This window comes from Psychrobacter sp. BI730, from assembly GCF_013414195.1.
Lineage (GTDB): Bacteria > Pseudomonadota > Gammaproteobacteria > Pseudomonadales > Moraxellaceae > Psychrobacter.
In genome coordinates, this window is record NZ_JAATTV010000002.1 from 48,197 (window position 1) to 71,445 (window position 23,249).

Consider the following 23,249-nt stretch of genomic DNA (forward strand, 5'->3'; position numbering starts at 1 on the left):
ACACTTTTGGAGTATCATTATGGACAAGTTACAGCAATTTAGCGCACCGCTCGGTCGTCTATTATTATCAATCATTTTCATCTTTGCAGGCATTGGTAAAATCACAGATTATGCGACTACTCAAGGCTATATGGAGTCAGTAGGTGTGCCTGGTATGTTGCTACCATTGGTAATCGCGTTTGAGGTACTAGGTGGTATCGCTATCTTGCTAGGTTATAAAGCTCGCCCAATCGCTTTCTTGTTCGCTGGGTTTAGCATCGTGTCAGCTATTCTTTTTCATCAGTTCTGGGTTGATGAATCACAGATGATCTCATTTATGAAAAACATTTCGATCGCAGGTGGGTTTTTGATGATTTTTGCTCATGGTGCGGGTGCTTACTCAATAGACAATAAGCGATAAACAATCAGTAACTGATCTACCTCTTATACGCTTACGAAGAACAATCATGAATGGGTACTTTTAAATAAAAACAGTCATGAACATTTTCACAGAATATTTCAACAGCAGACAGTTTTTATATAAGCATAACTTAAAGTAATCTATATAAAGTTATCTGTGCTAATATATGTAAAAAATCTGTATTACGTTAAAACCGCTCTGATTGTTCTATAAAAAAGAATAGTTAATTGCATTTAGTGTTGTTTATCTATGTAGAATTAATAATTATAATAAGCCCATTGTTTAAATAGATTAATCGATAATAAGTATATAGAGGATTAATCTGTTGATAGCTAAGGACGAATTATGAAAACAATCTATCATGCAGCGGACTCACGTGGCGATGCCAATCATGGCTGGCTTAAAAGCAGGCATACCTTTAGCTTTGCCAATTATCATAATCCTGAGCGTGTGGGGTTTGGTGCCTTACGCGTTATTAATGATGATTTTGTCATTGGCGGTCAAGGGTTTGGCAAACACTCGCACCGTAACATGGAGATTATCAGTATTCCTCTATCCGGCAAGCTCGCTCATGGCGATAGTATCGGTAACGAGGGCGTCATAGAAACTGGCGAAATTCAAGTGATGTCAGCGGGTACAGGCATTACCCATAGTGAAATGAATGGTGACAATGCAGAAGCTGTGAGGTTTTTGCAAATTTGGGTGATACCAAACAAAATGGATGTCGCACCGCGTTATCAGCAAGTGCATATGGGCGATATCATGCGACCTAACGAGTTTAGCCAAGTGCTATCACCTAATGCCGATGATGCAGGGGTTTGGATTCATCAAGATGCTTGGTTTAGCATGGGTGGTTTTGACGAAGATGTATCGCAAACTTACCAGTTAAATAATCCTAACAACGGTGTCTACGTATTTGTCCTCAGCGGTGAAGTCGTGATAAATGATAAGGTCCTGTCTACTCGTGACGGCCTTTGCATTTGGGATATTCAGAGCTTTATGATGGACGCAACAGTAGCTAGCCGTGTGCTAGTGATGGAAGTACCGCTATTTATGTAGTCAAGAACAAAGCTCTTTATCAATTAAAGCATTTATATCAATAACCATTAACGCTAAAAATTATTTTTATTAATAACTATTTTACTAACAACATGGAGAAACACTATGTCAGATTTAACAACACTACAGCAGCTTGCAGAGAAACGCCGTTCTATCTATGCACTAAGCGACCAGTTGCCAGTATCTAACGATGAAGTCGTAAAAGTAGTTGAGCATGCTGTATTGCATACACCATCATCATTTAACTCGCAATCAACGCGTGTCGTTGTGTTATTCGGCGATGATCATCACAAACTATGGGATATGACTGAAGATGTACTACGTGCAATCGTCGGTGATGAAGAAGCGTTTAAATCTACTAAAGACAAAATTGCTGGCTTTAGAGCGGGTGCTGGTACGGTATTGTTCTTTGAAGATAAAGCAGTGGTGAGAGGCATGCAAGAAGCGGCGCCTTTATATGCTGATAATTTCCCAATTTGGGCAACTCAGACCAACGCAATGCATCAATACGTCATCTGGACGGCGCTAGCAAGCATTGATGTCGGTGCGAACTTGCAGCACTATAACCCAATAATCGACCAGAAAGTCGCCAGCACTTGGAACATCGATGCAGATTGGGAACTAAAAGCGCAAATGGTATTTGGTAAGATTGAGCAGCCAGCAGGCGACAAAGAATTCAAGCCACTTGATGAGCGTATGAAAGTATTTGGTGCTTAATGTTGTTGTTTGAGAATAGACAACCTATGGCCTTGCTTAGGAAGTTTGCTAAATAAACTACAGAGCACGTAAAAAACGTCACCCAATCATCGGGTGGCGTTTTTTTATGAATAATAAATATTAAAGACAGTACAGCTACACTGGATGTTTGCAGAACTGATGCGACAATTTAATGATTATTTACGTTGCATCAAACTGTTGGCGACCCATGCTGGACCAATTAACAAAAACTGCAAATCTTTAAAGAAAGAAGGCTTTTTGCCTTCGATTTTATGCCCTATGAACTGGCCAATCCATGCAACGACAAATACCGCTGCCCACGCTTTAAAGCCCCATGGCATCGCTGCCATCACTGATAGACAAATAAGAATAAACATCCCCATCGCTAAAAATAGTGGCGTAGATAAACGCATATAAAATAGTAATACTAATGCGCTTAGTACCAAAGTAAACCACACAGATAGCGACATACCCATACCTAACAGGCTGATAAAGATCGTTGGCACACATAGCCAATGGATTTTTTTATTGACCAAGTTCTGGTGACTGACCGAGTACTCACTAAGCCATTGCTCTAGCGTACGTTTGGACATTTTTGGTTGACGAGACATACTAACCTGCCTGTTAGTAAATAAGATGAGTAACTCATACTAGCTAATGGACTCGCTACTAAGCTAAATGCGAAGATGATTGTTAATATCAGTTGTAGCACTAATTGCGCCTGTCTACCATGTTATCTGATAGACGGCACAGTCAAGTTTACTCGTACTATTGATGCTATATCAGTAAGGGTTTATTCAAACTCCCAGGGGGTTTTTCTATAAGAGACGCATTATCCCTGCTCGCTGCGATGCCATTCATACAGGCCGATAAAGGCGTTTACTTGATACACCATAGTCTGAATAGCAAAGATATAGTTACCAGACATCAGATTCACAATGAGCCAGACGAAGTTGACGATAATCCACAACCACCAATTAAATGAATAACGCAGAATCATAGCTGCCTGAGCGGTAATAGAAAGCACAAAGGCAATCACATTAATCCAAAAGAAAGAGATAAATCCCAAAAAAAGACTACTATCATCCTCTACGACCGCATAGCCGTAGCTTGCTAGCAAATCATTTATCGTGGGAAAAAGGGCAAGACCAATGATAATAAATGCCGCGGTGATTAACCAGACAGCTTTACTCGCTGATTTGGGTATCATGTCGCCATCAGGATCGGTGTGCTTCGACCAATAAAAGATACCGTAAACATGGGTAAAAAAGTTAAATAGTGGAGCAAGCATCAAACCAACTGCGCCAGACGTTGCCTGCACAATGACTTCGCCAGCCGTTGCCCCCATACCAAAGCCATTGCCCATGACGTTTTTGCGAAATGATAGCGAGACCACGCAAACCAAACCAATGAATGAGACTGCTAAGTAAAACCAGTCAAGCGTGGTATGGTCTGTCGTGAGCCAAAAACCTGCGGATAAGGCAATGACACCGCAAATAAACCAAATGATAATCCATTGCATCGCCCATTTTCCGGTGATGTTGTCCAATAGCTGAATACGCATCGCTTTTCCCCTAAAGTAAATACTGATATCAATATAGTGCTAACTGTCATGTATTAGTTAAATAAAGTGTGCTAGTTAAATAACATGTGCTAATTGAATAAATTATTATAAATATGCTCAGTGCACGTTATGATTTTTTGCCATAGATATATTGATCAATCAATAATAATGCTTGCTTGTAGCGAGCGTCATAGTCAGGCTGGTCAATCATATGCGGCGTAATATCGTGACGCGCAAAAATATCTATCAAACGCTGCTCAAAGCGTCCACGCGCTTCGGGTGTACCCAAAGATCGCATACCATCATCAACCCATGGCGTATTGTTGTCTAGCATGATGGTATGGTCTACACGAAACTCATCAATACAAGCAGCCACAAAAGGATGTGTGCGACCCTCATACTCTTCGCAAAATGCTTGCGTAGTGACAAAGTCAGTATCAACGATGGTGATAGGGGCAGTTGCATTGGCTTTGGCTTCTCGGATTGCTTGAGCATGATCAAGACAAATCGGGCCATAATCACTGTACTGTAATCCAACCTCGCTACCACCCAAATCTGTACCGACATACAGACGCCCCATTTCTAAGGCAAAGCTAGCACCATAATAATTGGCCAGCTTATGTACCAGCGTTGTCTTGCCTGAGCTTTCACCGCCGACGATAGCGACAGTCTTGGTATAGTCGACGCGCGCTTGCGGATGAAGTGCTGACCAATGGGCGACTGGATCACGCGCAATCGCATAAGAGTCAAATTCCGGCTGTAGCGGCGTAGTAACGACTGGCAAAAGCAGCTGCTCTTGTATGTCATTGCGAGTGAGTGGATGGTTTTCCGCCATAAACAATACAGTCTCTGTTGATAGTGATAAGGCATCCATCAAACGTTGTAATTTGGCATTACTAGCAGTGACATCGATACTGACATCGTCACTGGCACTATACAGGTGTTCGTGCAGCGGTAACTCGATCTCATGAGTAGTATGAATATGGATAAATGGCAAGTCGGCACAGGCCATCTGTAGCCAACGCGCTTTGTCTTGTAAGGTGATGGTGAAATCAGGATGCGGCGATGGATGTGCCATAATAACGATATGTAAGGTTTTGGCTGGTCCTGCTGCATCCAATATACTACGCATCTGCCCTAAATGCAGCGGCTCGAAATGTCCAATCATCAATCCAGTGTCGTACATAATTATCCTTATTATTTTTTTATTTTAATCTCAGTGTCCCATGTCTATTCCAAAAAATACGTTTAATGCGGTCTAAGTTAGATAGTCCAAACTAGACATCTATCAAGATCCAAATCAGAAATCTATTAAGACCCGTAACACTAACCACGTTTCATATTTCTAATATTCTTCATAAAGGTATTTTTATCTAATAGTTAGGCAGCCTCCTAGCTTTCATAATAGAGTATTTGAAAACCCAAGTTGCTTATCAGCATGGTATAAAGGTTTTGGATGATTTGCAGGTGGGTTATTGTAAAAATAAGGTATATCGCACGTACACGGAATCGCAGGTTTTTTAATTGAGGGTTCTTTTAATCGAGTAAACTTGGTCAGTTAAAAGATTATTCAGACTATCAAAGATTTGACTCGATTTTAGCGTTATAAAGCAAGCTTATCTCTTTGATTAAATTAAAAATAACAAGATACGTGAAGCGAGATTGCAAGGTTATAGCAACAAAAGCGGTTTTGAAACATTTTGAAATAACTATTTAAAATCAGGGGCTTGCATGGTGTTATGACAGGTTAGGGTAAGCTTGAGTAGCATAAACTCACAAAGTACTGCTATACCTTCAACAGATAAATCCTGAATTATTGATATACTGATTCGTAAGTTAGCAAAGCAAGATAATGTTTTAGCTAAATACGTAAAAAAATCAGAAAAATAGAATAAAAAAATAAACAAGAATAGAAAATAGAGAGGTATTTGATTTGGCTAAGTTAGCAAAATTACATCGCTCACCAAACAATCGCATGATAGCAGGTGTGATGGGTGGCATTGCAGAATATGCTGGTTGGTCGCCAACATGGGTGAGAGTATTATTCGTCATTATCTCATCGTTAAGCGCAGCAGTACCAGGCATTTTGATTTATATCATCCTATGGATAATTATGCCAAAAGCCAATAGTCAGTCTTATCAATAATAGGAGCCTGATAGTTATTTTTAAAATTAGCTTTTTTAAAATTAGGTTTTCTGAACCAGTTAAAGAGTTAAGTTTAAGTTAGACGTAGTTGCTAAAAACAGTAGAACTCCAAAAAATAAAAAGCCTGATCAATCAGGATGCCCAAGATACAATTTTCCTCCTGCCCGAATGCTAGCGCATTTGGGTATTTTTTTATTTATTGTATTAGTGCGACTTCCATAATGATTTGCCTAAAAATACGCTATACAACTGAGGTTTTGTGCCCACTATGCAAATTTAGTTGATGTAAATATGGATAAAATAGTCAATTTTTAGTAAGGTGAGCAGGCAGATAGAGTCGTTGCCGAATAGGTCGCGCGAGCGCTATCAGAGATTTATTTAATAATACTCATTTCACAGTGGCTTTACTATGAAAACCGAAACTATGACATCCCAAGCGATAACCCCGATGACACAAGATAAAGACTCTCAACCGATGACTTTTCAAGATTTAATCTTAACTTTGCAAAATTATTGGGCCGATAAAGGCTGCGTTGTATTGCAGCCCTACGACATGGAAGTCGGTGCAGGTACTTTTCATACCGCGACGTTTTTGCGCTCATTAGGTCCTGAGCGCTGGAATGCGGCCTATGTACAGCCATCACGTCGTCCTACTGACGGGCGCTATGGTGATAACCCGAACCGCCTGCAGCATTATTATCAGTTCCAAGTCGTGCTAAAGCCAAACCCACCGAACATCCAAGAGCTGTATTTGGACTCACTACGAGCCATTGGTATTGATCCATTGGTGCATGATGTGCGCTTTGTAGAAGACAACTGGGAATCGCCAACGCTTGGTGCGTGGGGACTTGGTTGGGAGATTTGGCTAAACGGTATGGAAGTCACGCAGTTCACCTACTTCCAGCAAGTCGGTGGTATCGAGTGTTTCCCAGTCACTGGCGAAATCACTTACGGACTTGAGCGCTTGGCCATGTATGTACAGGGCGTTGATAGCGTTTATGATTTGGTCTGGGCAGATGGTGAGTTTGGTCGTGTGACTTATGGCGATGTTTTTCATCAAAACGAAGTCGAGCAGTCTACCTACAACTTTGAGCACGCTGATGTACCGATGATGGGCGAGATGTTTGATTTTTATGAGCAACAAGCCGACAAATTGGTCGATGCAGGATTGCCATTGCCAGCGTATGAGATGGTATTAAAAGCATCTCATGCGTTTAACTTGCTTGATGCACGCGGCGCTATTTCAGTGACTGAGCGTCAGCGTTTTATCCTACGTGTGCGTACACTTGCTCGTAAGGTTGCTTTTGGTTATGTCGAAGCTCGTGCCAAATTGGGCTTCCCATTGGCTGATGAAGAACATCGCCAAGCTGCGCTTGATAAATATTTGCCAAAAGAAGACGTGGCAGCAGACAGCTTAGCAGCAGATGGCGTAGCAAAAGAAACTACTGACACTAACCAATCTACTAACGATAAATAGGAGCATCCCATGAGTACTATTCTATTTGAACTGGGGTGTGAAGAGCTACCTCCAAAGAGCCTAAAACCACTACGTGATGCGCTGCAAGCCAGTGTCACTGAGCAATTGATGGCAGCAGATATTACCTTTGATAGTATCAAAGCCTTTGCTGCTCCGCGCCGTTTGGCAATTCAGATTCAAGGTATTAGCGATAAGCAGCCTGATCGTACTGAGCAAAAACGCGGACCAGCGATTAAAGCGGCGTTCGATGCAGAGGGCAATCCAACACGTGCGGCCATGGGTTTTGCCAAAGGTTTGGGTATTGAAGCCAGCGAGCTAACGACGATTAATACCGATAAAGGTGACTATGTCGGTTTTGAGCAGACTATCCGTGGTCAAGCGACCACTGAGCTACTGCCTGCTATTTTCCAAACCGCGCTAGATAATTTGCCAATTGCTAAGCGTATGCGCTCAGGCGCTAGCCGCAACGAGTTTGTGCGTCCCGTCCAGTGGGTAGTATTGATGCAAAATGATACTGTCATTGATGCCACTATCCAAGGACATCAGACTGGTACGCAAACACGTGGTCATCGCTTCCACAGCCCTGATTATCACAATATTGCTCATGCTAATGATTATGAAGAATTACTAAGTGGTCTAAAAGTAGTGGCAGATTTTGATAAGCGTCAAATGCTGATCAAAAACCAAGTAAAAGCTTTGGCAGATGAAGTCAATTCTGATGCCATCGTACCGCAAGATTTATTAGACGAAGTCACCGCATTGGTCGATTTCCCAATTGCACTAAGAGCAAGCTTCGAAGCACGCTTTTTACAAGTACCGCAGGAAGCGCTTATCTCGACAATGCAAGCGGATCAAAAGTATTTCTGCTTAACGGATAAGACTGGCAAGCTGCAGCCGTATTTCATTTTTATTACCAATATTGAATCAAAAGATCCTAACCAGATTATTGAAGGTAATGCAAAAGTTGTGCGTCCACGTTTGGCTGATGCCGAGTTTTTCTTCTTACAAGATCAAAAGCAGCCGTTATTTGCACTCACAGAGAGCCTAAAAACTCGTGTATTCCAAGACAAATTGGGTACGATTTGGGAGAAGTCTGAGCGTATTGCTAAGCTTGCCGCGTTTATTGCTACCCTAATGCAGCAGCAAGGCCACGATATCAACGTCGATGACACCGTACGTGCGGGTATTTTATCCAAAGCAGATTTGGCCAGCTCGCTTGTCGGCGAATACCCTGAATTGCAAGGTATCGCAGGCACGTATTATGCGCGTCTAAATGATGAGCCTGAAGCGGTCGCCGCTAGTTTAGAAGAGCAGTATCTGCCTAAGTTCAGTGGCGATGTGCTACCACAAACACCGATTGGTATTTGCCTAGCATTGGCTGACCGTTTGGACACATTGGTGGGTATTTTTGCGATTGACCAAGCACCGACAGGTTCAAAGGATCCGTTTAGCTTACGTCGTTCTGCTATTGGTATCTTACGTATTTTGATCGAAAAGCAGTTGCCGGTTAATTTGGTAGCGCTCGTTGAGCAAGCGATTAAAGGCTATAGCGATGCTGAAGGTAGCAAGATTGCCAAAATGGGCGATACTTTCACCCAAGTCATGGCATTCCTAAACTCGCGCTATCGTGCGATGTATACCGAGCAAGGTGTCAGCGTTGATACGATTCAGGCAGTGCAAGCGATTAACCCGCATATGCCGCTTGATTTTGATCAGCGTATTCGTGCGGTGCAAGCATTTAGCGAGCTGTCGCAAGCATCGATGTTGGCTGATTCAAACAAACGTGTTGCCAATATATTGGCCAAGTCAGAAGTTGATGTTGCTGATATGGTTGATGAGACGCTACTATCTGAGACTGCTGAGCAAAATTTATATGCAAATGTGCAGCAAGCACAGACAGTGGTACAGCCATTGCTTGAGCAAGCGGACTATACGCAAGTATTGCAAACGCTGGCAAGCTTAGATGAGCCATTGACACAGTTCTTTGATAATGTGATGGTCAACAGCGACGATGCGGCGCTCAAAAATAACCGCTTGGCCTTGCTCAAGCAGGTACGCGCCTTGTTCTTGACTGTGGCAGATATCAGCGAGCTACAGCTATAACTGCTAGCCTTTAATCTTAGGTTTTGATATAAAAACTGGCTCACTGTGGCCAGTTTTTTGTTGCTATAGCACTTGGCTATTCGTCAGTGCCATGAATGACAATCAAGCATAATCAACAATTAACCGTAAAGGCATTGTGCCATTACCATTATTGACGGTAAAATTTAGGCATTCGAGCGTATTGGATCATGATTTGTCATCACTTTTGTTATTCATTACGTTTATTTGTCGTTGAAGGAGCACTGCCGTGTTTGCTGTTATTATCGTCATCCTTATTATTTGGGCTTCAATGTGGGCTTTTTATAAGTTTATGTACCCGCGCGCACCTAAAAGTATGATGCCAAAAGAAGGAGATGTGACCACACCGCGTCAGTGTAATTTCTGTGGCAACAGCTTGGCTGAATATCGCGGTGTACTCGAAACCAAACCAAGTACAGCTACCGATGGCAATATTGAAGCGAACCAAGAGTTATTCTTTTGCAATTATGAGCATCAGGCAGACTTTCATGCAGGCAAGACCTACACGCCTTATGCATAAATAGATAAATAATTGACCATAAAAAAGCGCCTAACTTTATTAACTAGGCGCTTATGTGTTTAATACAGTACGATGCATCTATAGAATAGAATGAGCATCTTTCATGATTTTATTGAGCAATGCCTCAGACTGTTTGTCTTTCTGCAAACGATCTTCATCACTTCTTTGATTGGCATGGATTTTTTCATATAGGTTTAAGCAGCACAGTACCAGTATGCTTTCTTGGCTAAGGCTTGGCGCATCTCTTTTTAGATCGAGCGCGTAGTTGTTGATATACGAAACCGCTGACAGTAGCTCTTCTTGCTCATGTACTGGACAAAAGATTGGATAAGTAACCCCAGCAATCGCGATATCAACTTTTTTGATTTTTGGTTCTGGCGCTTTAGGTGTTTTGGTATTAGATTGTGCCATGGCGCTTGATATATTTGATGCTGCTGGTGTCGTTTTTTGCGCTGGTACTGTCGCACTTGTTACTGGTGCACTTGGCGCTTGAGTGTTTTTTGGTTGTTTTTCTATCGATTTGCTTTGGTCATCGGTCATGATAAATCCTACAATGTCTGGTCAGTGAAATGAGTGATATCAGATTTTACAAATAGCATTTGGCAGTTTAATAAGCAGTACGTCTTTGCTATCTATCACAAGAATGCGTTAGCCTTCTGCTTGATCGATACGGGTTAGGCGCTGTAGTACGACTTGCGTACGCTCGGCTGCCAATTGATTCTTCTTTTGCAGTTCACTGTTTTGTTGTTTGATATCGCTATACTGCTGTTTTAGCTCATTATTGTGTTGTTGCAGCTCGCTGTTTTGTTGTTGTAATTGGCTGATCTGTTTTTGCAGTTTGTCTTGTTCTTCACCGATCATATGGTGCGCTTCTGCAAGACTTTGATAGCGCTTGTCGAGATCGTTCAGTTGTTTTTTGGCACCGTCACGTTCGTTATGACTGTTGTCTAATTTGGTTTTTAGGGCGGCAAATTCTTTTGAATCAGTAACAGGGTGTTGTTTTAAGCTGCTAAGTTCAGCACTGACAAGCTGATACTGTTTTTTGATGTCGAGTACCATTTTTTCTAATATTCTAAGTTGATCATACATAGTCAGTTTTTATCCTTAACAAGTAAGCGTGAATGAATTTTGTTCGCTGCATTTAATAATGCCATAGGTGACCGCATAATATCTATATCAACAAAGTAATTACAAGCATCAGGCTTTGTCTTTTCACTTTTATTTATCGATGATTTGTCCATGACATTTTATCGCGACTATCTTTATTTTTTGAGCAGTAATCAATTACTAGGACATCTATTATGAATGATAATATCTCTGGCTGGAATACTTGGCTGACTGCGTTTGATGATTGGACGGACGTGTCTATCAGCGAAGTGCATGGCATGATGACAGGGCTTATGACGGCTTGTAATGCACCTGACGAATCAACTTGGGCTAAGGTATTTGAGGAGCTTAGCTTTGCCCCACTACCAGAGCCTGCATTGACCTTGCTGACAGAAGAAGCGGAAGACATCGTGTTTCAGCTAAAAGACAAAGATGATGCCTACGCGTATATGCCGCTCATCCCAGATGATGAACATGATTTATACGAGCGCGTGATGGCGTTGAAACAGTGGGCAAACGGTTTTATGACCGGTTTCGGCATTACTGATTGTGGTTTGACCAGTGAAGAAAACGAGATGCTATCTGATTTGGCTAAGATTGGCGCAATTCGTCTCGAAGACGATGAAGATTTTGAAGGTGGCGAAGAGTCTTATCTTTACATCTATGAATTTGCTCGTATGGTCCCCGTAAGCTTTGCCACACGTAAACGCAAGGCTGTCAAAGATATCGCGCTCATCGCGGGTTTGTCTATCGATGCCAAAACAACCAAAGAGCTACAGGCAGAAGGTAAGTTACCAAAACCAATGCCGCCAGTGGTGGATGTGATGAATCATAACAATCCATCGTAAGGCAGCTCTGACACATCATAGTTCTGAAAATTGTAGTAAGGATATTTTATGATCCAAAATAACAGTAGTAATAGCGACAATGTCAGTAATAGCGATAACGTTGACAGTAGCAACGATGTCCAGCTGAAAAGTGTCGAACATCCTACTCAAAGTCTCGATTGGCTAACACGTCTCATCGCCTTTGATACTGTTAGTCGTCACTCTAATTTGGCTTTGATTAATGATGTAAAATTGTACTGTGAGCAGTTGGGTTTGACGGTAGATTTGACCTTTAATGAAGCTAAGACCAAAGCCAATTTGTTTGTGACTGTACCAGCTGGTGAAAACGCTGATATTATCAATAACGGTCTGGTCTTATCAGGTCATACCGACGTTGTGCCAGTTGATGGACAAGCATGGTCTTCAGAGCCGTTTACCGCGACGATACGTGGTGATAAGCTGTATGGTCGCGGTGCGTGTGATATGAAGGGCTTTATCGCTTGCGCGCTAACAGTATTGCCGCAAGCCGTGCAATTATCGAATAGCGGTCAGCTACGTCGTCCATTGCATCTGGCCTTGTCGTTCGATGAAGAGGTTGGCTGCTTGGGTGCGCCATTGATTTTGGCAGACCTAAAAGCACGCGGTATCACGCCTGATTATTGTATCGTCGGTGAGCCAACTAACATGGCTATGGTAGTTGCACACAAAGGCATCGCGGTTTATCGTTGCCGTGTACATGGCAAGTCGGCGCATTCGTCATTGATTGCACAAGGTGTCAATGCGATTAGCTACGCCAGCAGATTAGTTGGCTATGTAGATACGCTTGCTGAAGAGCTGAGTGCTCGTGATGACACTTTAGAAGACGGGGATGCATCATTTACAGTGCCTTATTCGACATTGTCAGTAGGTACCATACATGGTGGCACAGCGACCAATATCGTGCCCAACTTATGCGAGTTTACTTTTGACTATCGTAACCTGCCGCACATGACGCAAGACGATATACTAGCGCCCATTCAGGTAAAAATCGCTGAGCTAAATGCGCAAATGCAAGCGCGCGCGCCAGAAACTGGCATTGAGCTGATGCAAGAAGAAAGCGTCTCAGCAATGACAGATGACGATAGTGCTGAGTTGCAATCGTTGATCGCTGCGCTGACAGGAGATGATGAGCGTCATAAGGTGGCTTATGCGACTGAAGGCGGTCAGTTTACCAATGCAGGTATCCCAACGATTATCTGTGGCCCTGGTAGTATTGAGCAGGCGCACAAAGCGGATGAGTATGTGGAGCTTAGTGAAATTGAACGCTGCGATGCATTTTTAAAGAAGTTGTTAGATAGTTGTACGACTCAGCCGTCTATGCAATCATAATTATTCAGTAGAAGGCGTGTCGGTCCTTTAATAATTTTTTCGAGACTTTTTGATATATAGGTATAAATGACACCGTCTTAAAGGCGGTGTTTATTTTTTAGTCGCGTATTTAAGTCGTATAGCCGTTCGTATTAGAACCATTTACACATGACAAAATAGGGGTAGGTTGATGTCTTGGCATCTGTTTGCAGTGTTTTTCGCAAGTACGTTTTTTATCTCAGCAACCCCTGGTCCTAATATGCTGCTAGCGTTTCAGTATGGCATGAACTATGGCGTCAAACGAACCTTATGGACGCTAGCAGGTCTGAGCCTTGGCTTGTTTGTATTACTGCTATCGACACTGCTTGGCTTGGACGTGATCAGTCGCCAGTCACCGTGGCTACTGACCATTATCAAAGCCGTGGGGGCGGCATACTTAATCTATTTGGGTATCAGCTCTTGGCGCGATGCTGGTGATGGTAGCTTGATGAGTGATGCTCGCGAAATGAGCGAGGAGGTCGCGGCTGACTATCCTGATACGATGTCATCTGTGACTGATAAAAAAACGCCACAGCCACGCTCACTATCGAGTGCGGCAGTTAGAGTATCACCGAGCAATACGACCTTGTTTCGTACAGGTGTCTGGGTATCCTTGTCTAATCCAAAAGCTATCTTGTTCTTTGCGGCCTTTTTCCCTAAATTTATCAATTTTAGTGCGCCACTATGGCCACAATATGTCCTATTGACCATCGGCTTGTTTTTGAGCGAAACGATTTGGCAAATCGTATATACGCTAGGTGGCAAGAAGCTAGCAAGTTGGCTCGATGTTGGTAATCGCTTAGCATGGCTCAATCGTGGTTGTGGAGTAATATTTATAATTATCGCTGCTGCCTTATTGGCTGAAGTGATAAATAGTTTTATGGTTTGAAAAATACCGATAATATTTCAAATTAAAGCTATTAATTGATTATATATTTTTTAAAGTATTATCTATAAAAAATAAATTAATTATTGACTTTAATTTTTAAATCGTTATTATTGGCTCATTAATTTATATCGTTTATCTTTCGTAAGCGATAAATCGTTTCAATTAATCTGCTATTGTCGCCCTGACATTAGCCACAACCTATGGAGGAATCATCGTGTCCTATATAACTACCAAGACGTTTTTAGAGATTAAATGTGTAAACCACATGACAGCAATGACACCTTCGAAAAGGTTTGGCTAAATTTTTATATAAGCTATTGAGTGATATCCCATCTATCGATATTAACGAATAGCCTTCTGTATCTACTTGCGCTATCTCTTTTCTAGGTCTACTGTGCCAAATTTGCTTTGCGATTGTGCTAAGCTATATTGCACCTGCTGTTATCTGTTTACCTAACATTTTTCTTTACCGTTACTGCCAATGAATCGTTTCAGGCTATGATTTAGCTAAAGCTTTTCTATGCGTATAATATTTACGCTGTGGCCGACGGTTTTGATCTATATTATATTTCTTTAAAATGTCCATAATAAATCAGCCATAAATTTTTATTGATTTTTAATTAATAAAAATACGGTTTTTTATTGCCTATTATTTCTTAGCTAATAGTTTTTTTCTTATTGAACGTTACGTTTAATCGAGAAATATAAGTAATGTCTAAAAAATTTAATAGGTAAATATAAAAATTATTTGTATGGCTTTAAAAATAAAAAAAGTGGAAGAAATAAATAATGAGCATTCAATTAGTATTAAATAAAAATAGTAAACATGGCGTACCTGTCAAGATTTACACCTCTGATATCGAGCAAGGCGCGATGCAGCAATTACGTAACTTGGCTCAGCTAGAGTTTGTACACTCGCATATTGCGGTCATGCCTGATGTGCATGTTGGCAAAGGTGCAACCGTTGGTAGTGTGATTCCGACCAAGTCTGCCATTATTCCTGCGGCGGTCGGTGTGGATATCGGCTGCGGTATGAACGCGGTACGCTTGTCACTTACGGCAAGCGATTTGCCCGATAGTTTAAAATCACTACGTTTGGTGGTCGAGCAGCAAGTACCTGTCGGCTTTAACATGCACAAGCAAATCCAAGCGAAGAACTCCACACTTGATCCATTAGGCAAACGCCTAAAGCCAATTACCGATAAGCATCCGGGCTTGCTCAAAATGCTTAAAGGTTTTGAGCGTACTTGGGCGAAGCAGTTAGGAACACTCGGCGGTGGCAATCATTTCATTGAGCTGTGCTTGGATGAGAACAATGATGTCTGGGTCATGCTGCATTCTGGCAGTCGCGGCATCGGTAATTGTATCGGTCAGTACTTTATTAACCTTGCCAAAAAAGAACGTCAATCGCGCTTCGGTCATGTGCCAGATCAAGATTTGTCTTACTTTGCCGAAGGGTCTGATAGTTTTGCTGATTATGTCAAAGCAGTGGGCTGGGCGCAGGACTACGCGTTAGAGAACCGCCGCGAGATGATGCGTTTGGTGATTAAGTCCTTGCAGTCGCCACAAGCGGGATTACCACGATTTCAGCTGACCAAAGAAGCCATCAATTGTCATCATAATTATGTCAATGAAGAGGTGCATTTCGGTGAGCAAGTCTATGTGACGCGTAAAGGTGCGATCAGTGCCTATGCTGGTGAGCTTGGGATTATCCCAGGATCTATGGGCGCAAAGTCCTTTATCGTACGTGGTCTGGGCGAAGCTGAATCGTTTTGCTCGTGTTCGCATGGGGCAGGACGACAGATGAGCCGTGGTAAAGCCATGCGAGCATTTACCATCGACGAGCTAAAAGCGCAGACGGATGGCGTCGAGTGTCGCAAAGACAAAGGTGTCATAGATGAAATACCCGGAGCGTATAAAGACATCGATGAAGTGATGGCCAATCAAACGGATTTGGTTGAGGTGGTGCATACGCTTAAGCAGGTCATGTGTATTAAAGGCTAATGAGTAAAACCATAGGGAGTCACGACGGTGTCAATCGAGCTAAATGTACGAAGTGTACTATTTGCGCTCGATTTCCTAGTCGTGATCCCACTATGCTGTCACTCGAACATATAAAACAGATTTAGAGTTGTTAAAAATATAGGTAACAATATGAGCTTAAAACAAACCTTAAAAAAGGCCAAACAGATTGAACGACAGTTAGAGCAGCAAGCTGAGACAGGTGTGCAACACTCGCTAGGCACAGTCAAGCCGCGCAACTACTTGGCACTGGATCCACTATTAAGAAAAGGTGGTATTCATGAAAAAGAAGATATCGATATCGTCCGAAAAAAACGCCGCCGCGAAACTAAGCAGCAGCTACGGCAGACAGACTGGCTCTCAGAATAGCGAGCATTCGTTCTAATATTAAATTTAAACGACAAAAAAGGCCATTCACTATAATAGTGAATGGCCTTTTCTTATTTATTCGTAACTATGTTGTAACGGTTATGCCAATACTTCGATTAGCTCACCCTTCACCATGTGCGGGCTAACGAAATCAGTAATACGTACGCTCACAAGTTTACCCAACAGCTCATCCATTTTCTCAACATCATGAGGGAACATAACGGTACGAGTGTTATCTGCTGTACCGATTAAGCAATCAGGATGACGGTTGGCAACTTGTTCAACCAAGACGCGAGTCGTGGTACCGACCATCTCATGCGTTTTGGCAAGTGTCGAGTCAATGATGACTTTCTGAAATTCAGCCAAGCGAGCTTTCTTGGTGGTGAAGCTCACATCATCTGGCAACTCAGCGGCTGGCGTGCCTGGACGTTTAGAGTAGATAAAGCTGTAAGAGTGATCGAAGTTCAACTCTTTTGCCAAGTTTAAGGTATCTTGGAAGTCTTGATCAGTTTCACCAGGGAAGCCAATAATAAAGTCGCTCGATAAGTGAATGTCTGGACGAATGGCCTTTAGCTTATTAATCTGATTAATATAAACGTCGATTGTATGGTTACGCTTCATCGCTGCCAAGATAGCATTTGAGCCACTCTGAACCGGTAGATGTAAGTGTGATACTAGCTCCGGCAATTGTGCATAGGCATCAATGATATCATCAGTGAACTCTAGCGGATGGCTGGTCGTATAGCGAATACGCTCGACACCATCGACATGCGAGACATAGTGCAATAGCTCAGCGAAACGGCAAATACTGCCATCGTCTTTTTCGCCGCGATAGCCATTGACGTTTTGACCCAATAGGTTGATTTCACGGATACCTTGAGCGGCAAGGCTATCAATCTCAGCCAATACGTCATCAAGTGGACGCGATAATTCTTCACCGCGTGTATAAGGCACCACGCAGAATGAGCAATACTTTGAGCAACCTTCCATAATAGAGACAAAGGCTTTGTAGCCTTCTACTCTTGGCTCTGGCAAAAAGTCAAACTTCTCAATGCTAGGGAATGACACATCAATCGTACCAATACGATTTTTAGGTGCGATTTCACGTTGCTCATTTGATTGGTCATATAGTTCTGGCAGGCGATGCAAGGTTTGCGGGCCAAATACCATATCGACATAAGGCGCACGCTTTTGAATATTATCGCCTTCTTGTGAAGCGACGCAGCCACCAACGCCAATGACAAGGTCAGGGCGTTTTTCTTTTAGTTTGCGCCAGCGGCCCAATTCCGAAAAGACTTTTTCTTGCGCTTTTTCGCGGATAGAGCAGGTATTCATCAGTAGTACATCGGCCTCATCGATATCATGAGTGACTTCCATACCATGCGAATCGCCGAGCACGTCTAGCATTTTGCCAGAGTCATAGACATTCATCTGACAACCTTGGGTCGTGACAAAGACCTTTTTTGTCGCTGCTTTTTCGACAGGCGCTTGGGCTGAACTTGCTTCTTTGAGTGCAGTGACAGCACGTGCGGTGACAGTCGTCTCAGCAACAGCATCGTCATCGATGCGGGGATTGAATACAGTAACACTCATAAGGATAAGTCCATGATTGACCAAAAATATAGCGGAGTAGCCGATTAACAGGTGGCGTATTTTATCACAACCCTGTGCCAATGTGAAAAATTAGCACGAGCGATAGGTCCTCAATATGATAAATAATTCATAGCAGTATCAATTATTTACTGTCGTTCGTATTACTATTCATAAAAACTGCGGCTCATTATCACTTCTATGTTACACCGTGCTGTCCTATTTATTAACAAAAGGTAAAGGAGATAGTTGAAAGCACAATGAGTATAGTATGATGATTGCTATACCCTTGGCGGTACTTAGCGAACCGTTATTCACATATTTGTAGAGATATCATAAAGAGAGTCAGTATGACAAAGTTGCGTGTTGCGCATAGCATCAAGGATGAAGAGTCTATCAGTCAAAAACACGCGTCAAAGCGAATCACAGTAGGTACGCTACGGTTGAGCGCGTTGAGCGTGGCAACAGCGGTAAGTGCACTTGGTGTGTCACAGGTCGCTTGTGCCGAATTGACGTGGGGCGATGAGGAAAGCTATCAACAAGAAAGTAACTATCAACAAGATTATCAGCAGGACAGCAGTATCGACTCATTTATGGCAGCTGCTATCGCCGCAGACCGTGGTGATGTGAGTGCGCTCTATAACTATGAGCAAGTCATGAGCGGCGGCTTGTTTGCGATGTATCCGACCTATTGGCGCATGAATCTAGATCTCAATTCACAGAGTTCAGCGGCGGTCTCGCAGTTTGTGCGCCAATATCCAGACACGGTTATGGCTGAGAAATTAGTGGCTGATTTTGCGGAGACTAAAGCAGGATCGAATGATTATGCCTCGGTTAGACAGGTAGCCAATTTGATTACCAATGCTGATGCCAGTGAACGCTGTGCCGTTGCGCTTGGGTTTAATAATGGCGGTGATACTATGCGTGCTATGGCAGCCAAATCTGATGTTTGGCTAACCACCAAAAAGCAGCCAGCACTGTGCGATCAGCTAGCGATGGAGATGAACAACAACGCGCTGATTAGTAATCAAGATCGTGCGGCTCGTCTGAAACGTATGCTACGTAAAGGCAAGACCGGTGATATTATGGCATTATCATCACGCCTTGGTACGCCAATTGCTTATTCGGCGCTCAGTGAAATTCAGCTAAATCCGTCTTCTTTCTTTAGCCGTTTTGGTCGTGAGCCTGCAAGCCAAACCAATCAATACCTATATATGTACGCAATTGGCCGTATGGCTGACAAGTCTTATCGTGAGGCGGCGTTACAGTTAGATTTTGATATCAAACAAGACAATCAGCGCGCGGTCAGATTGTTGAATGATGAAACCCGACGCTATGCTTATCGTACGCTTGGCGTACAGCGTATGAACCACAACACTGACGATGGCTTTAACGCTGAAGCAGTGGATTGGTTCCGCAACAGTTTAGATAATGACTTTAATTTTGAAGAAGCTGAAGATTATGCTATGGCAGCGATTCGCTTCGGTCGTTGGGATGATGTGGTAGAAGCTATCTCAAAAATGGATGGCGAAACGCAAAAAGAAGCCCAGTGGCAGTATTGGCTAGCTCGTGCGTATGAGCAGTCAAGCGATAGTAGCAAGCGCAATACGTCTAAAAAAATGTATCAGAACTTAGCAAAAAGTAATGACTACTATGGCCTGATGGCAAAAGACAAAATAGGGCAGCGTTTTGATGCTAGCAGTCTAGGCGGTAGTAATTTGCCTAATGTCAGTACTGCTGACCGCGCACGCGTCATGCAAGATGCTAACTTTGCTCGTGCGTTTGCATTGTACAACTCTGAGGCTAGTCGTGCTTATGCCAACCGCGAGTGGAACTGGGCAGTGAAGCAAGCTCGTGATAATCGTGATGACAATTTAATTATTGCCGCTGCTCGTCAAGCCTATGATATGGGCTGGCTCGATCGAGCGATTTATGCAGTTGATAATACTGATAGAGTGGATAGCTTAGCACTTTCGCATCCGATGCCGCATCAAAGCGCAGTCGTACGTTATAGTGAGTCAGCAGGTATTGATCCAGCATGGGCGTACGGTATTATGCGTCAAGAAAGCCGTTTCGTATCTTCTGCGCGCTCAAACGTAGGCGCGAGCGGACTGATGCAAGTTATGCCTGATACCGCAAAATATATCGCTCGTAACCTAGGCGAGACGTATAGTGCGAGCCGTGCCAACAGCGGTGATACCAATATCCGCTATGGCACATGGTATATGGGTGATATCTTGGGTAAGCTCAACTATCAACCAGTATTAGCAACTGCAGGCTATAACGCTGGTCCCAATAATGCCAAACGCTGGCAACCAGTTTATGGTTCGCTGGCCGCAGATCAGTATGTCGAGTCAATCGCATTTCCTGAGACACGTAATTATGTCAAACATGTAATGGAAAACGCCACTATCTATAGCAGTCTGTTGGGTCGTGGTCAGCCGATTAGTCAGCGTATGGGTACGGTGCCAGCTGGATTTTAATCACTGAACTTGCATTTCATAAACCACTAATGATTTATTGTTAGTGGTTTATTTTTATCTGCTGATTTGCTTTGCTAATTGTCAATTGATCAACTCTGATTTGCCCAAGTAACACTCATCTGGCTAAGATAAACTTCACAGCCGTTATCCTTCAGTACTTTATCAACATTTATCGAGATTCCTGACGATGTCGTCAACGTTTACGTTTTTGCTATAGATTAAAAAAAACGTTTTGTTACCATTGCCTTAATGGGAAACCCTATTTTTCAGTCTTGTTCTTAGGTCAATGCGTGTTTTATGTATCGCGTCTAATGATTTAAGTTATAGCCTATGTCTTATCATTGCTAACTAACTGCCTTCAGTCCTATGATCAAAAAATATTTTAGTCTGTCTACGTCGCCAAAAACCAAATATTCGTTATCTAATCGGATATGCTTTTTATCGAAGGCAAATACAAAGACAGATACAAACACAAGCAACAAGGCTGCTAATTCTATGGTGCAATTGCGTGCAGGGTTGGCTAGTAGACATTGTGTAGACAGTATCAAAGCGACGATGAGCTTTGGCGCTTTACTGCTTATACAAGGCGTTGTATTGCTGCCAGCACAGGCGGCTAGCACGGTTAAGACGGGTCAGCGTGTATTGATGATTGAGATGACCCCAGCATTATGTAATATGCAGCCAACGCGGGCACGTATGCGTCAGTGTTTAGAAGGGTACTCGTTAACCGTATCTGGTCTAGATATAGGATATGGCGAACGCTGCGGTCGTGGTAGTGAGCCACGCCTTACCCCGCTACAACTAAAAGTCGTCAACCGTATCATGCCTGACACAACGGTACGTAGCCAAACGTGGCAACGTTATGGAGCTTGTAGTCCGCTTAGCGCCAGCAGTTACTTCCGCCAAATTACCAATTATGCAGGCGGATTGAAATTACCGAACGAGTTAAATACGGGTAATAGTTATACCGTTTCAAAATCTCGATTTATCAGTCAAATGACCCGTCTCAATAGTGGTATGTCTTCAAATAGTGTGGACCTCATCTGTCAAGAAGGCAGCCGTCGCCAATCGATACTCACTGATATACATGTGTGTTATGAGGGTAGTGATTTTGGGACTTGTCATGATGTTGTAGACAGCTGTGGCAGTAAATTTATCATTTCAGGTGGACGATAGTCTTTACTTAGTTACCTGCTTAAACTTCCTTTTCGATACCGTTTTTCATTTCACTTAATCGAATTTGATGGTGCACATTGCCTATTTTGACCATTATATCTACGTATAACACAGTGAAAATATGCTTTAGTTATCATGTACTGAAACCCTCTAGCGCTTTATTCGTAAGCGCTTAGCTTCTAAAAGAAACCTCTCGTATAAAATGTAACAATATAATCCCTGACGGGTCTATGACTGTATCTAGACGGTCACTGCGATGAAGTGCTACACTAGCTCTCGGTTTATACATGCTGCTATGCGGCAAACAAGTCGATATCTAAAATGATAATCGTTCATTAGAATTATCTAATAATTAATTAGGGAGTATTCAATGTCAATGAAACAGCCTTTACGTGTTGCCGTCACTGGTGCCGCTGGTAATATCAGCTACGCGATGCTATTTCGTATTGCATCTGGCGAGATGCTAGGTAAAGATCAGCCAGTTATTTTGCAATTACTTGAAATTACGCCAGCTCTTGACGCCCTAAAGGGTGTGGTCATGGAACTAGAAGACTGTGCATTCCCATTGTTGGCTGGTATCGTCCAAACTGACGATGCTAATGTCGCATTCAAAGATATCGATTATGCTTTACTGGTTGGTGCACGTCCTCGTGGCCCAGGTATGGAGCGTAAAGATTTGCTAGAAGCCAACGCTGCGATTTTCTCAGCACAAGGTAAAGCATTGAACGAAGTCGCTAGCCGTGATGTAAAAGTATTGGTAGTCGGTAACCCTGCCAACACCAACGCACTTATCGCTCAGCGCAATGCGCCAGATCTTGATCCACGCAACTTCACTGCAATGACTCGTCTAGACCACAACCGTGCTATGGCGCAGTTAGCTGGTAAGACTGACAGCACTGTAAATGACGTGAAAAAAATGATCATCTGGGGCAACCATTCGTCAACTCAGTATCCAGATCTAACTGCTTGTACGGTAAACGGCAAGCCTGCTTTAGATTTAGTTGATCGCGAATGGTACGAAGCAACTTATATCCCAGAAGTACAACAGCGTGGTGCTGCAATCATTAAAGCTCGCGGTGCATCATCTGCCGCTTCTGCTGCCAACGCTGCTATCGCACATATGCGTACGTGGGCACTAGGTACTGATGAGAATGATTGGGTATCTATGGGCGTTTACTCAAACGGCGAATACGGTATTGCTGAAGGTTTGATCTACTCATTCCCATGCACATGCACTAACGGCGACTGGTCTATCGTAGACGGCGTTGATGTATCATCAGATTTCTCGAAAGAGAAAATGGCTGCCACTGAGCAAGAGCTTAGTGAAGAGCGTGATGCAGTAGCACATTTACTACCGTAAATCTAAGCTGCTATCCAGTAAGCTATGATTTAAGTG

Annotated in this window: 21 protein-coding genes; 15 read left to right on the forward strand and 6 right to left on the reverse strand. The window is 42.8% G+C overall.

The window, feature by feature from the left end; all coding sequences use genetic code 11:
• Positions 1-19: 19 nt before the first annotated feature.
• From HCZ91_RS01350 to HCZ91_RS01360, 3 genes are all read left to right on the forward strand, one after another.
• Positions 20-400, forward strand: a complete 381-nt coding sequence (locus tag HCZ91_RS01350) for a DoxX family protein (RefSeq protein ID WP_179797553.1) — start codon at positions 20-22, stop codon at positions 398-400.
• 345 nt (positions 401-745) lie between these two features.
• Complete coding sequence (locus HCZ91_RS01355; RefSeq protein ID WP_179797554.1) at positions 746-1,459, forward strand: pirin family protein; 714 nt, start codon at positions 746-748, stop codon at positions 1,457-1,459.
• A gap of 105 nt (positions 1,460-1,564) precedes the next feature.
• The gene (locus HCZ91_RS01360) at positions 1,565-2,176 is read left to right on the forward strand and encodes a nitroreductase family protein (protein ID WP_179797556.1); all 612 of its coding nucleotides are present in this window, start codon (positions 1,565-1,567) and stop codon (positions 2,174-2,176) included.
• 176 nt (positions 2,177-2,352) lie between these two features.
• Here HCZ91_RS01360 and HCZ91_RS01365 read toward each other — a convergent pair whose 3' ends face one another.
• The 3 genes from HCZ91_RS01365 to nadR form a co-directional block, all read right to left on the reverse strand.
• The gene (locus HCZ91_RS01365; protein ID WP_179797559.1) at positions 2,353-2,787 is read right to left on the reverse strand and encodes an Mpo1-like protein; all 435 of its coding nucleotides are present in this window, start codon (positions 2,785-2,787) and stop codon (positions 2,353-2,355) included.
• 221 nt (positions 2,788-3,008) lie between these two features.
• A complete protein-coding gene (gene pnuC / locus HCZ91_RS01370; RefSeq protein WP_160022375.1) occupies positions 3,009-3,740 on the reverse strand; it encodes a nicotinamide riboside transporter PnuC in 732 nt (243 codons plus the stop codon).
• A 127-nt stretch (positions 3,741-3,867) separates the two neighbouring features.
• Positions 3,868-4,926 (reverse strand): multifunctional transcriptional regulator/nicotinamide-nucleotide adenylyltransferase/ribosylnicotinamide kinase NadR, encoded by a 1,059-nt coding sequence (nadR, locus tag HCZ91_RS01375; protein WP_179797561.1) that lies wholly within the window; start codon positions 4,924-4,926, stop codon positions 3,868-3,870.
• 747 nt (positions 4,927-5,673) lie between these two features.
• Between nadR and HCZ91_RS01380 the strand changes: the two genes are divergently transcribed.
• The 4 genes from HCZ91_RS01380 to HCZ91_RS01395 all read left to right on the forward strand — a co-directional run bounded on the left by HCZ91_RS01380 (position 5,674) and on the right by HCZ91_RS01395 (position 10,004).
• The gene (locus HCZ91_RS01380) at positions 5,674-5,886 is read left to right on the forward strand and encodes a PspC domain-containing protein (protein ID WP_057761485.1); all 213 of its coding nucleotides are present in this window, start codon (positions 5,674-5,676) and stop codon (positions 5,884-5,886) included.
• Positions 5,887-6,361: 475 nt separating this feature from the next.
• The gene (glyQ, locus tag HCZ91_RS01385; protein WP_179797854.1) at positions 6,362-7,363 is read left to right on the forward strand and encodes a glycine--tRNA ligase subunit alpha; all 1,002 of its coding nucleotides are present in this window, start codon (positions 6,362-6,364) and stop codon (positions 7,361-7,363) included.
• 9 nt (positions 7,364-7,372) lie between these two features.
• Positions 7,373-9,466: a glycine--tRNA ligase subunit beta gene (gene glyS / locus HCZ91_RS01390; RefSeq protein WP_179797563.1), complete on the forward strand. Its 2,094-nt coding sequence runs from the start codon at positions 7,373-7,375 to the stop codon at positions 9,464-9,466.
• A gap of 247 nt (positions 9,467-9,713) precedes the next feature.
• A complete protein-coding gene (locus HCZ91_RS01395; RefSeq protein ID WP_346342169.1) occupies positions 9,714-10,004 on the forward strand; it encodes a hypothetical protein in 291 nt (96 codons plus the stop codon).
• A 78-nt stretch (positions 10,005-10,082) separates the two neighbouring features.
• On the opposite strand, the gene zapA is transcribed toward HCZ91_RS01395, so the two are convergent.
• Both zapA and HCZ91_RS01405 read right to left on the reverse strand, forming a co-directional pair.
• Complete coding sequence (zapA, locus tag HCZ91_RS01400) at positions 10,083-10,544, reverse strand: cell division protein ZapA (RefSeq protein ID WP_179797565.1); 462 nt, start codon at positions 10,542-10,544, stop codon at positions 10,083-10,085.
• Positions 10,545-10,652: 108 nt separating this feature from the next.
• Positions 10,653-11,093, reverse strand: a complete 441-nt coding sequence (locus HCZ91_RS01405; protein WP_057761479.1) for a hypothetical protein — start codon at positions 11,091-11,093, stop codon at positions 10,653-10,655.
• Positions 11,094-11,305: 212 nt separating this feature from the next.
• Here HCZ91_RS01405 and HCZ91_RS01410 point away from each other — a divergent pair, with 212 nt between their 5' ends.
• From HCZ91_RS01410 to HCZ91_RS01430, 5 genes are all read left to right on the forward strand, one after another.
• On the forward strand, positions 11,306-11,959 hold the full coding sequence (locus HCZ91_RS01410; protein WP_179797567.1) for a UPF0149 family protein: 654 nt from the start codon (positions 11,306-11,308) through the stop codon (positions 11,957-11,959).
• Between the two features lie 48 nt (positions 11,960-12,007).
• Complete coding sequence (gene argE, locus HCZ91_RS01415) at positions 12,008-13,306, forward strand: acetylornithine deacetylase (protein WP_257019932.1); 1,299 nt, start codon at positions 12,008-12,010, stop codon at positions 13,304-13,306.
• 169 nt (positions 13,307-13,475) lie between these two features.
• A complete protein-coding gene (locus HCZ91_RS01420) occupies positions 13,476-14,213 on the forward strand; it encodes a LysE family translocator (RefSeq protein ID WP_179797569.1) in 738 nt (245 codons plus the stop codon).
• A 789-nt stretch (positions 14,214-15,002) separates the two neighbouring features.
• A complete protein-coding gene (locus tag HCZ91_RS01425) occupies positions 15,003-16,217 on the forward strand; it encodes an RtcB family protein (RefSeq protein WP_179797571.1) in 1,215 nt (404 codons plus the stop codon).
• A 150-nt stretch (positions 16,218-16,367) separates the two neighbouring features.
• Positions 16,368-16,604 carry a hypothetical protein gene (locus HCZ91_RS01430; RefSeq protein WP_102092747.1) on the forward strand — a complete coding sequence of 79 codons (237 nt, stop codon included), beginning with the start codon at positions 16,368-16,370 and terminating at the stop codon, positions 16,602-16,604.
• Between the two features lie 99 nt (positions 16,605-16,703).
• Here HCZ91_RS01430 and miaB read toward each other — a convergent pair whose 3' ends face one another.
• Complete coding sequence (miaB, locus tag HCZ91_RS01435) at positions 16,704-18,197, reverse strand: tRNA (N6-isopentenyl adenosine(37)-C2)-methylthiotransferase MiaB (protein WP_160022363.1); 1,494 nt, start codon at positions 18,195-18,197, stop codon at positions 16,704-16,706.
• A 347-nt stretch (positions 18,198-18,544) separates the two neighbouring features.
• On the opposite strand from miaB, the gene HCZ91_RS01440 reads away from it, so the two are divergent.
• The 3 genes from HCZ91_RS01440 (at position 18,545) to HCZ91_RS01450 (ending at position 23,213) form a co-directional block, all read left to right on the forward strand.
• The gene (locus HCZ91_RS01440; RefSeq protein WP_179797573.1) at positions 18,545-20,677 is read left to right on the forward strand and encodes a lytic transglycosylase domain-containing protein; all 2,133 of its coding nucleotides are present in this window, start codon (positions 18,545-18,547) and stop codon (positions 20,675-20,677) included.
• A 495-nt stretch (positions 20,678-21,172) separates the two neighbouring features.
• Positions 21,173-21,853, forward strand: a complete 681-nt coding sequence (locus HCZ91_RS01445; RefSeq protein WP_257019933.1) for a hypothetical protein — start codon at positions 21,173-21,175, stop codon at positions 21,851-21,853.
• A 376-nt stretch (positions 21,854-22,229) separates the two neighbouring features.
• Positions 22,230-23,213 carry a malate dehydrogenase gene (locus tag HCZ91_RS01450; RefSeq protein WP_101205831.1) on the forward strand — a complete coding sequence of 328 codons (984 nt, stop codon included), beginning with the start codon at positions 22,230-22,232 and terminating at the stop codon, positions 23,211-23,213.
• The last annotated feature ends 36 nt before the right edge of the window (positions 23,214-23,249 follow it).

Coding starts and splice junctions, on each gene's coding strand:
- HCZ91_RS01430 (WP_102092747.1), top strand. CDS start 16,368: ATGAGCTTAAAACAAACCTTAAAAAAGGCCAAACAGATTGAACGACAG.
- HCZ91_RS01365 (WP_179797559.1), bottom strand. CDS start 2,787: ATGTCTCGTCAACCAAAAATGTCCAAACGTACGCTAGAGCAATGGCTT.
- HCZ91_RS01405 (WP_057761479.1), bottom strand. CDS start 11,093: ATGTATGATCAACTTAGAATATTAGAAAAAATGGTACTCGACATCAAA.
- HCZ91_RS01440 (WP_179797573.1), top strand. CDS start 18,545: ATGACAAAGTTGCGTGTTGCGCATAGCATCAAGGATGAAGAGTCTATC.
- HCZ91_RS01350 (WP_179797553.1), top strand. CDS start 20: ATGGACAAGTTACAGCAATTTAGCGCACCGCTCGGTCGTCTATTATTA.
- HCZ91_RS01360 (WP_179797556.1), top strand. CDS start 1,565: ATGTCAGATTTAACAACACTACAGCAGCTTGCAGAGAAACGCCGTTCT.
- HCZ91_RS01420 (WP_179797569.1), top strand. CDS start 13,476: ATGTCTTGGCATCTGTTTGCAGTGTTTTTCGCAAGTACGTTTTTTATC.
- pnuC (WP_160022375.1), bottom strand. CDS start 3,740: ATGCGTATTCAGCTATTGGACAACATCACCGGAAAATGGGCGATGCAA.
- HCZ91_RS01355 (WP_179797554.1), top strand. CDS start 746: ATGAAAACAATCTATCATGCAGCGGACTCACGTGGCGATGCCAATCAT.
- glyQ (WP_179797854.1), top strand. CDS start 6,362: ATGACTTTTCAAGATTTAATCTTAACTTTGCAAAATTATTGGGCCGAT.
- argE (WP_257019932.1), top strand. CDS start 12,008: ATGATCCAAAATAACAGTAGTAATAGCGACAATGTCAGTAATAGCGAT.
- HCZ91_RS01410 (WP_179797567.1), top strand. CDS start 11,306: ATGAATGATAATATCTCTGGCTGGAATACTTGGCTGACTGCGTTTGAT.
- miaB (WP_160022363.1), bottom strand. CDS start 18,197: ATGAGTGTTACTGTATTCAATCCCCGCATCGATGACGATGCTGTTGCT.
- nadR (WP_179797561.1), bottom strand. CDS start 4,926: ATGTACGACACTGGATTGATGATTGGACATTTCGAGCCGCTGCATTTA.
- zapA (WP_179797565.1), bottom strand. CDS start 10,544: ATGACCGATGACCAAAGCAAATCGATAGAAAAACAACCAAAAAACACT.
- HCZ91_RS01450 (WP_101205831.1), top strand. CDS start 22,230: ATGAAACAGCCTTTACGTGTTGCCGTCACTGGTGCCGCTGGTAATATC.
- glyS (WP_179797563.1), top strand. CDS start 7,373: ATGAGTACTATTCTATTTGAACTGGGGTGTGAAGAGCTACCTCCAAAG.
- HCZ91_RS01445 (WP_257019933.1), top strand. CDS start 21,173: ATGGTGCAATTGCGTGCAGGGTTGGCTAGTAGACATTGTGTAGACAGT.
- HCZ91_RS01425 (WP_179797571.1), top strand. CDS start 15,003: ATGAGCATTCAATTAGTATTAAATAAAAATAGTAAACATGGCGTACCT.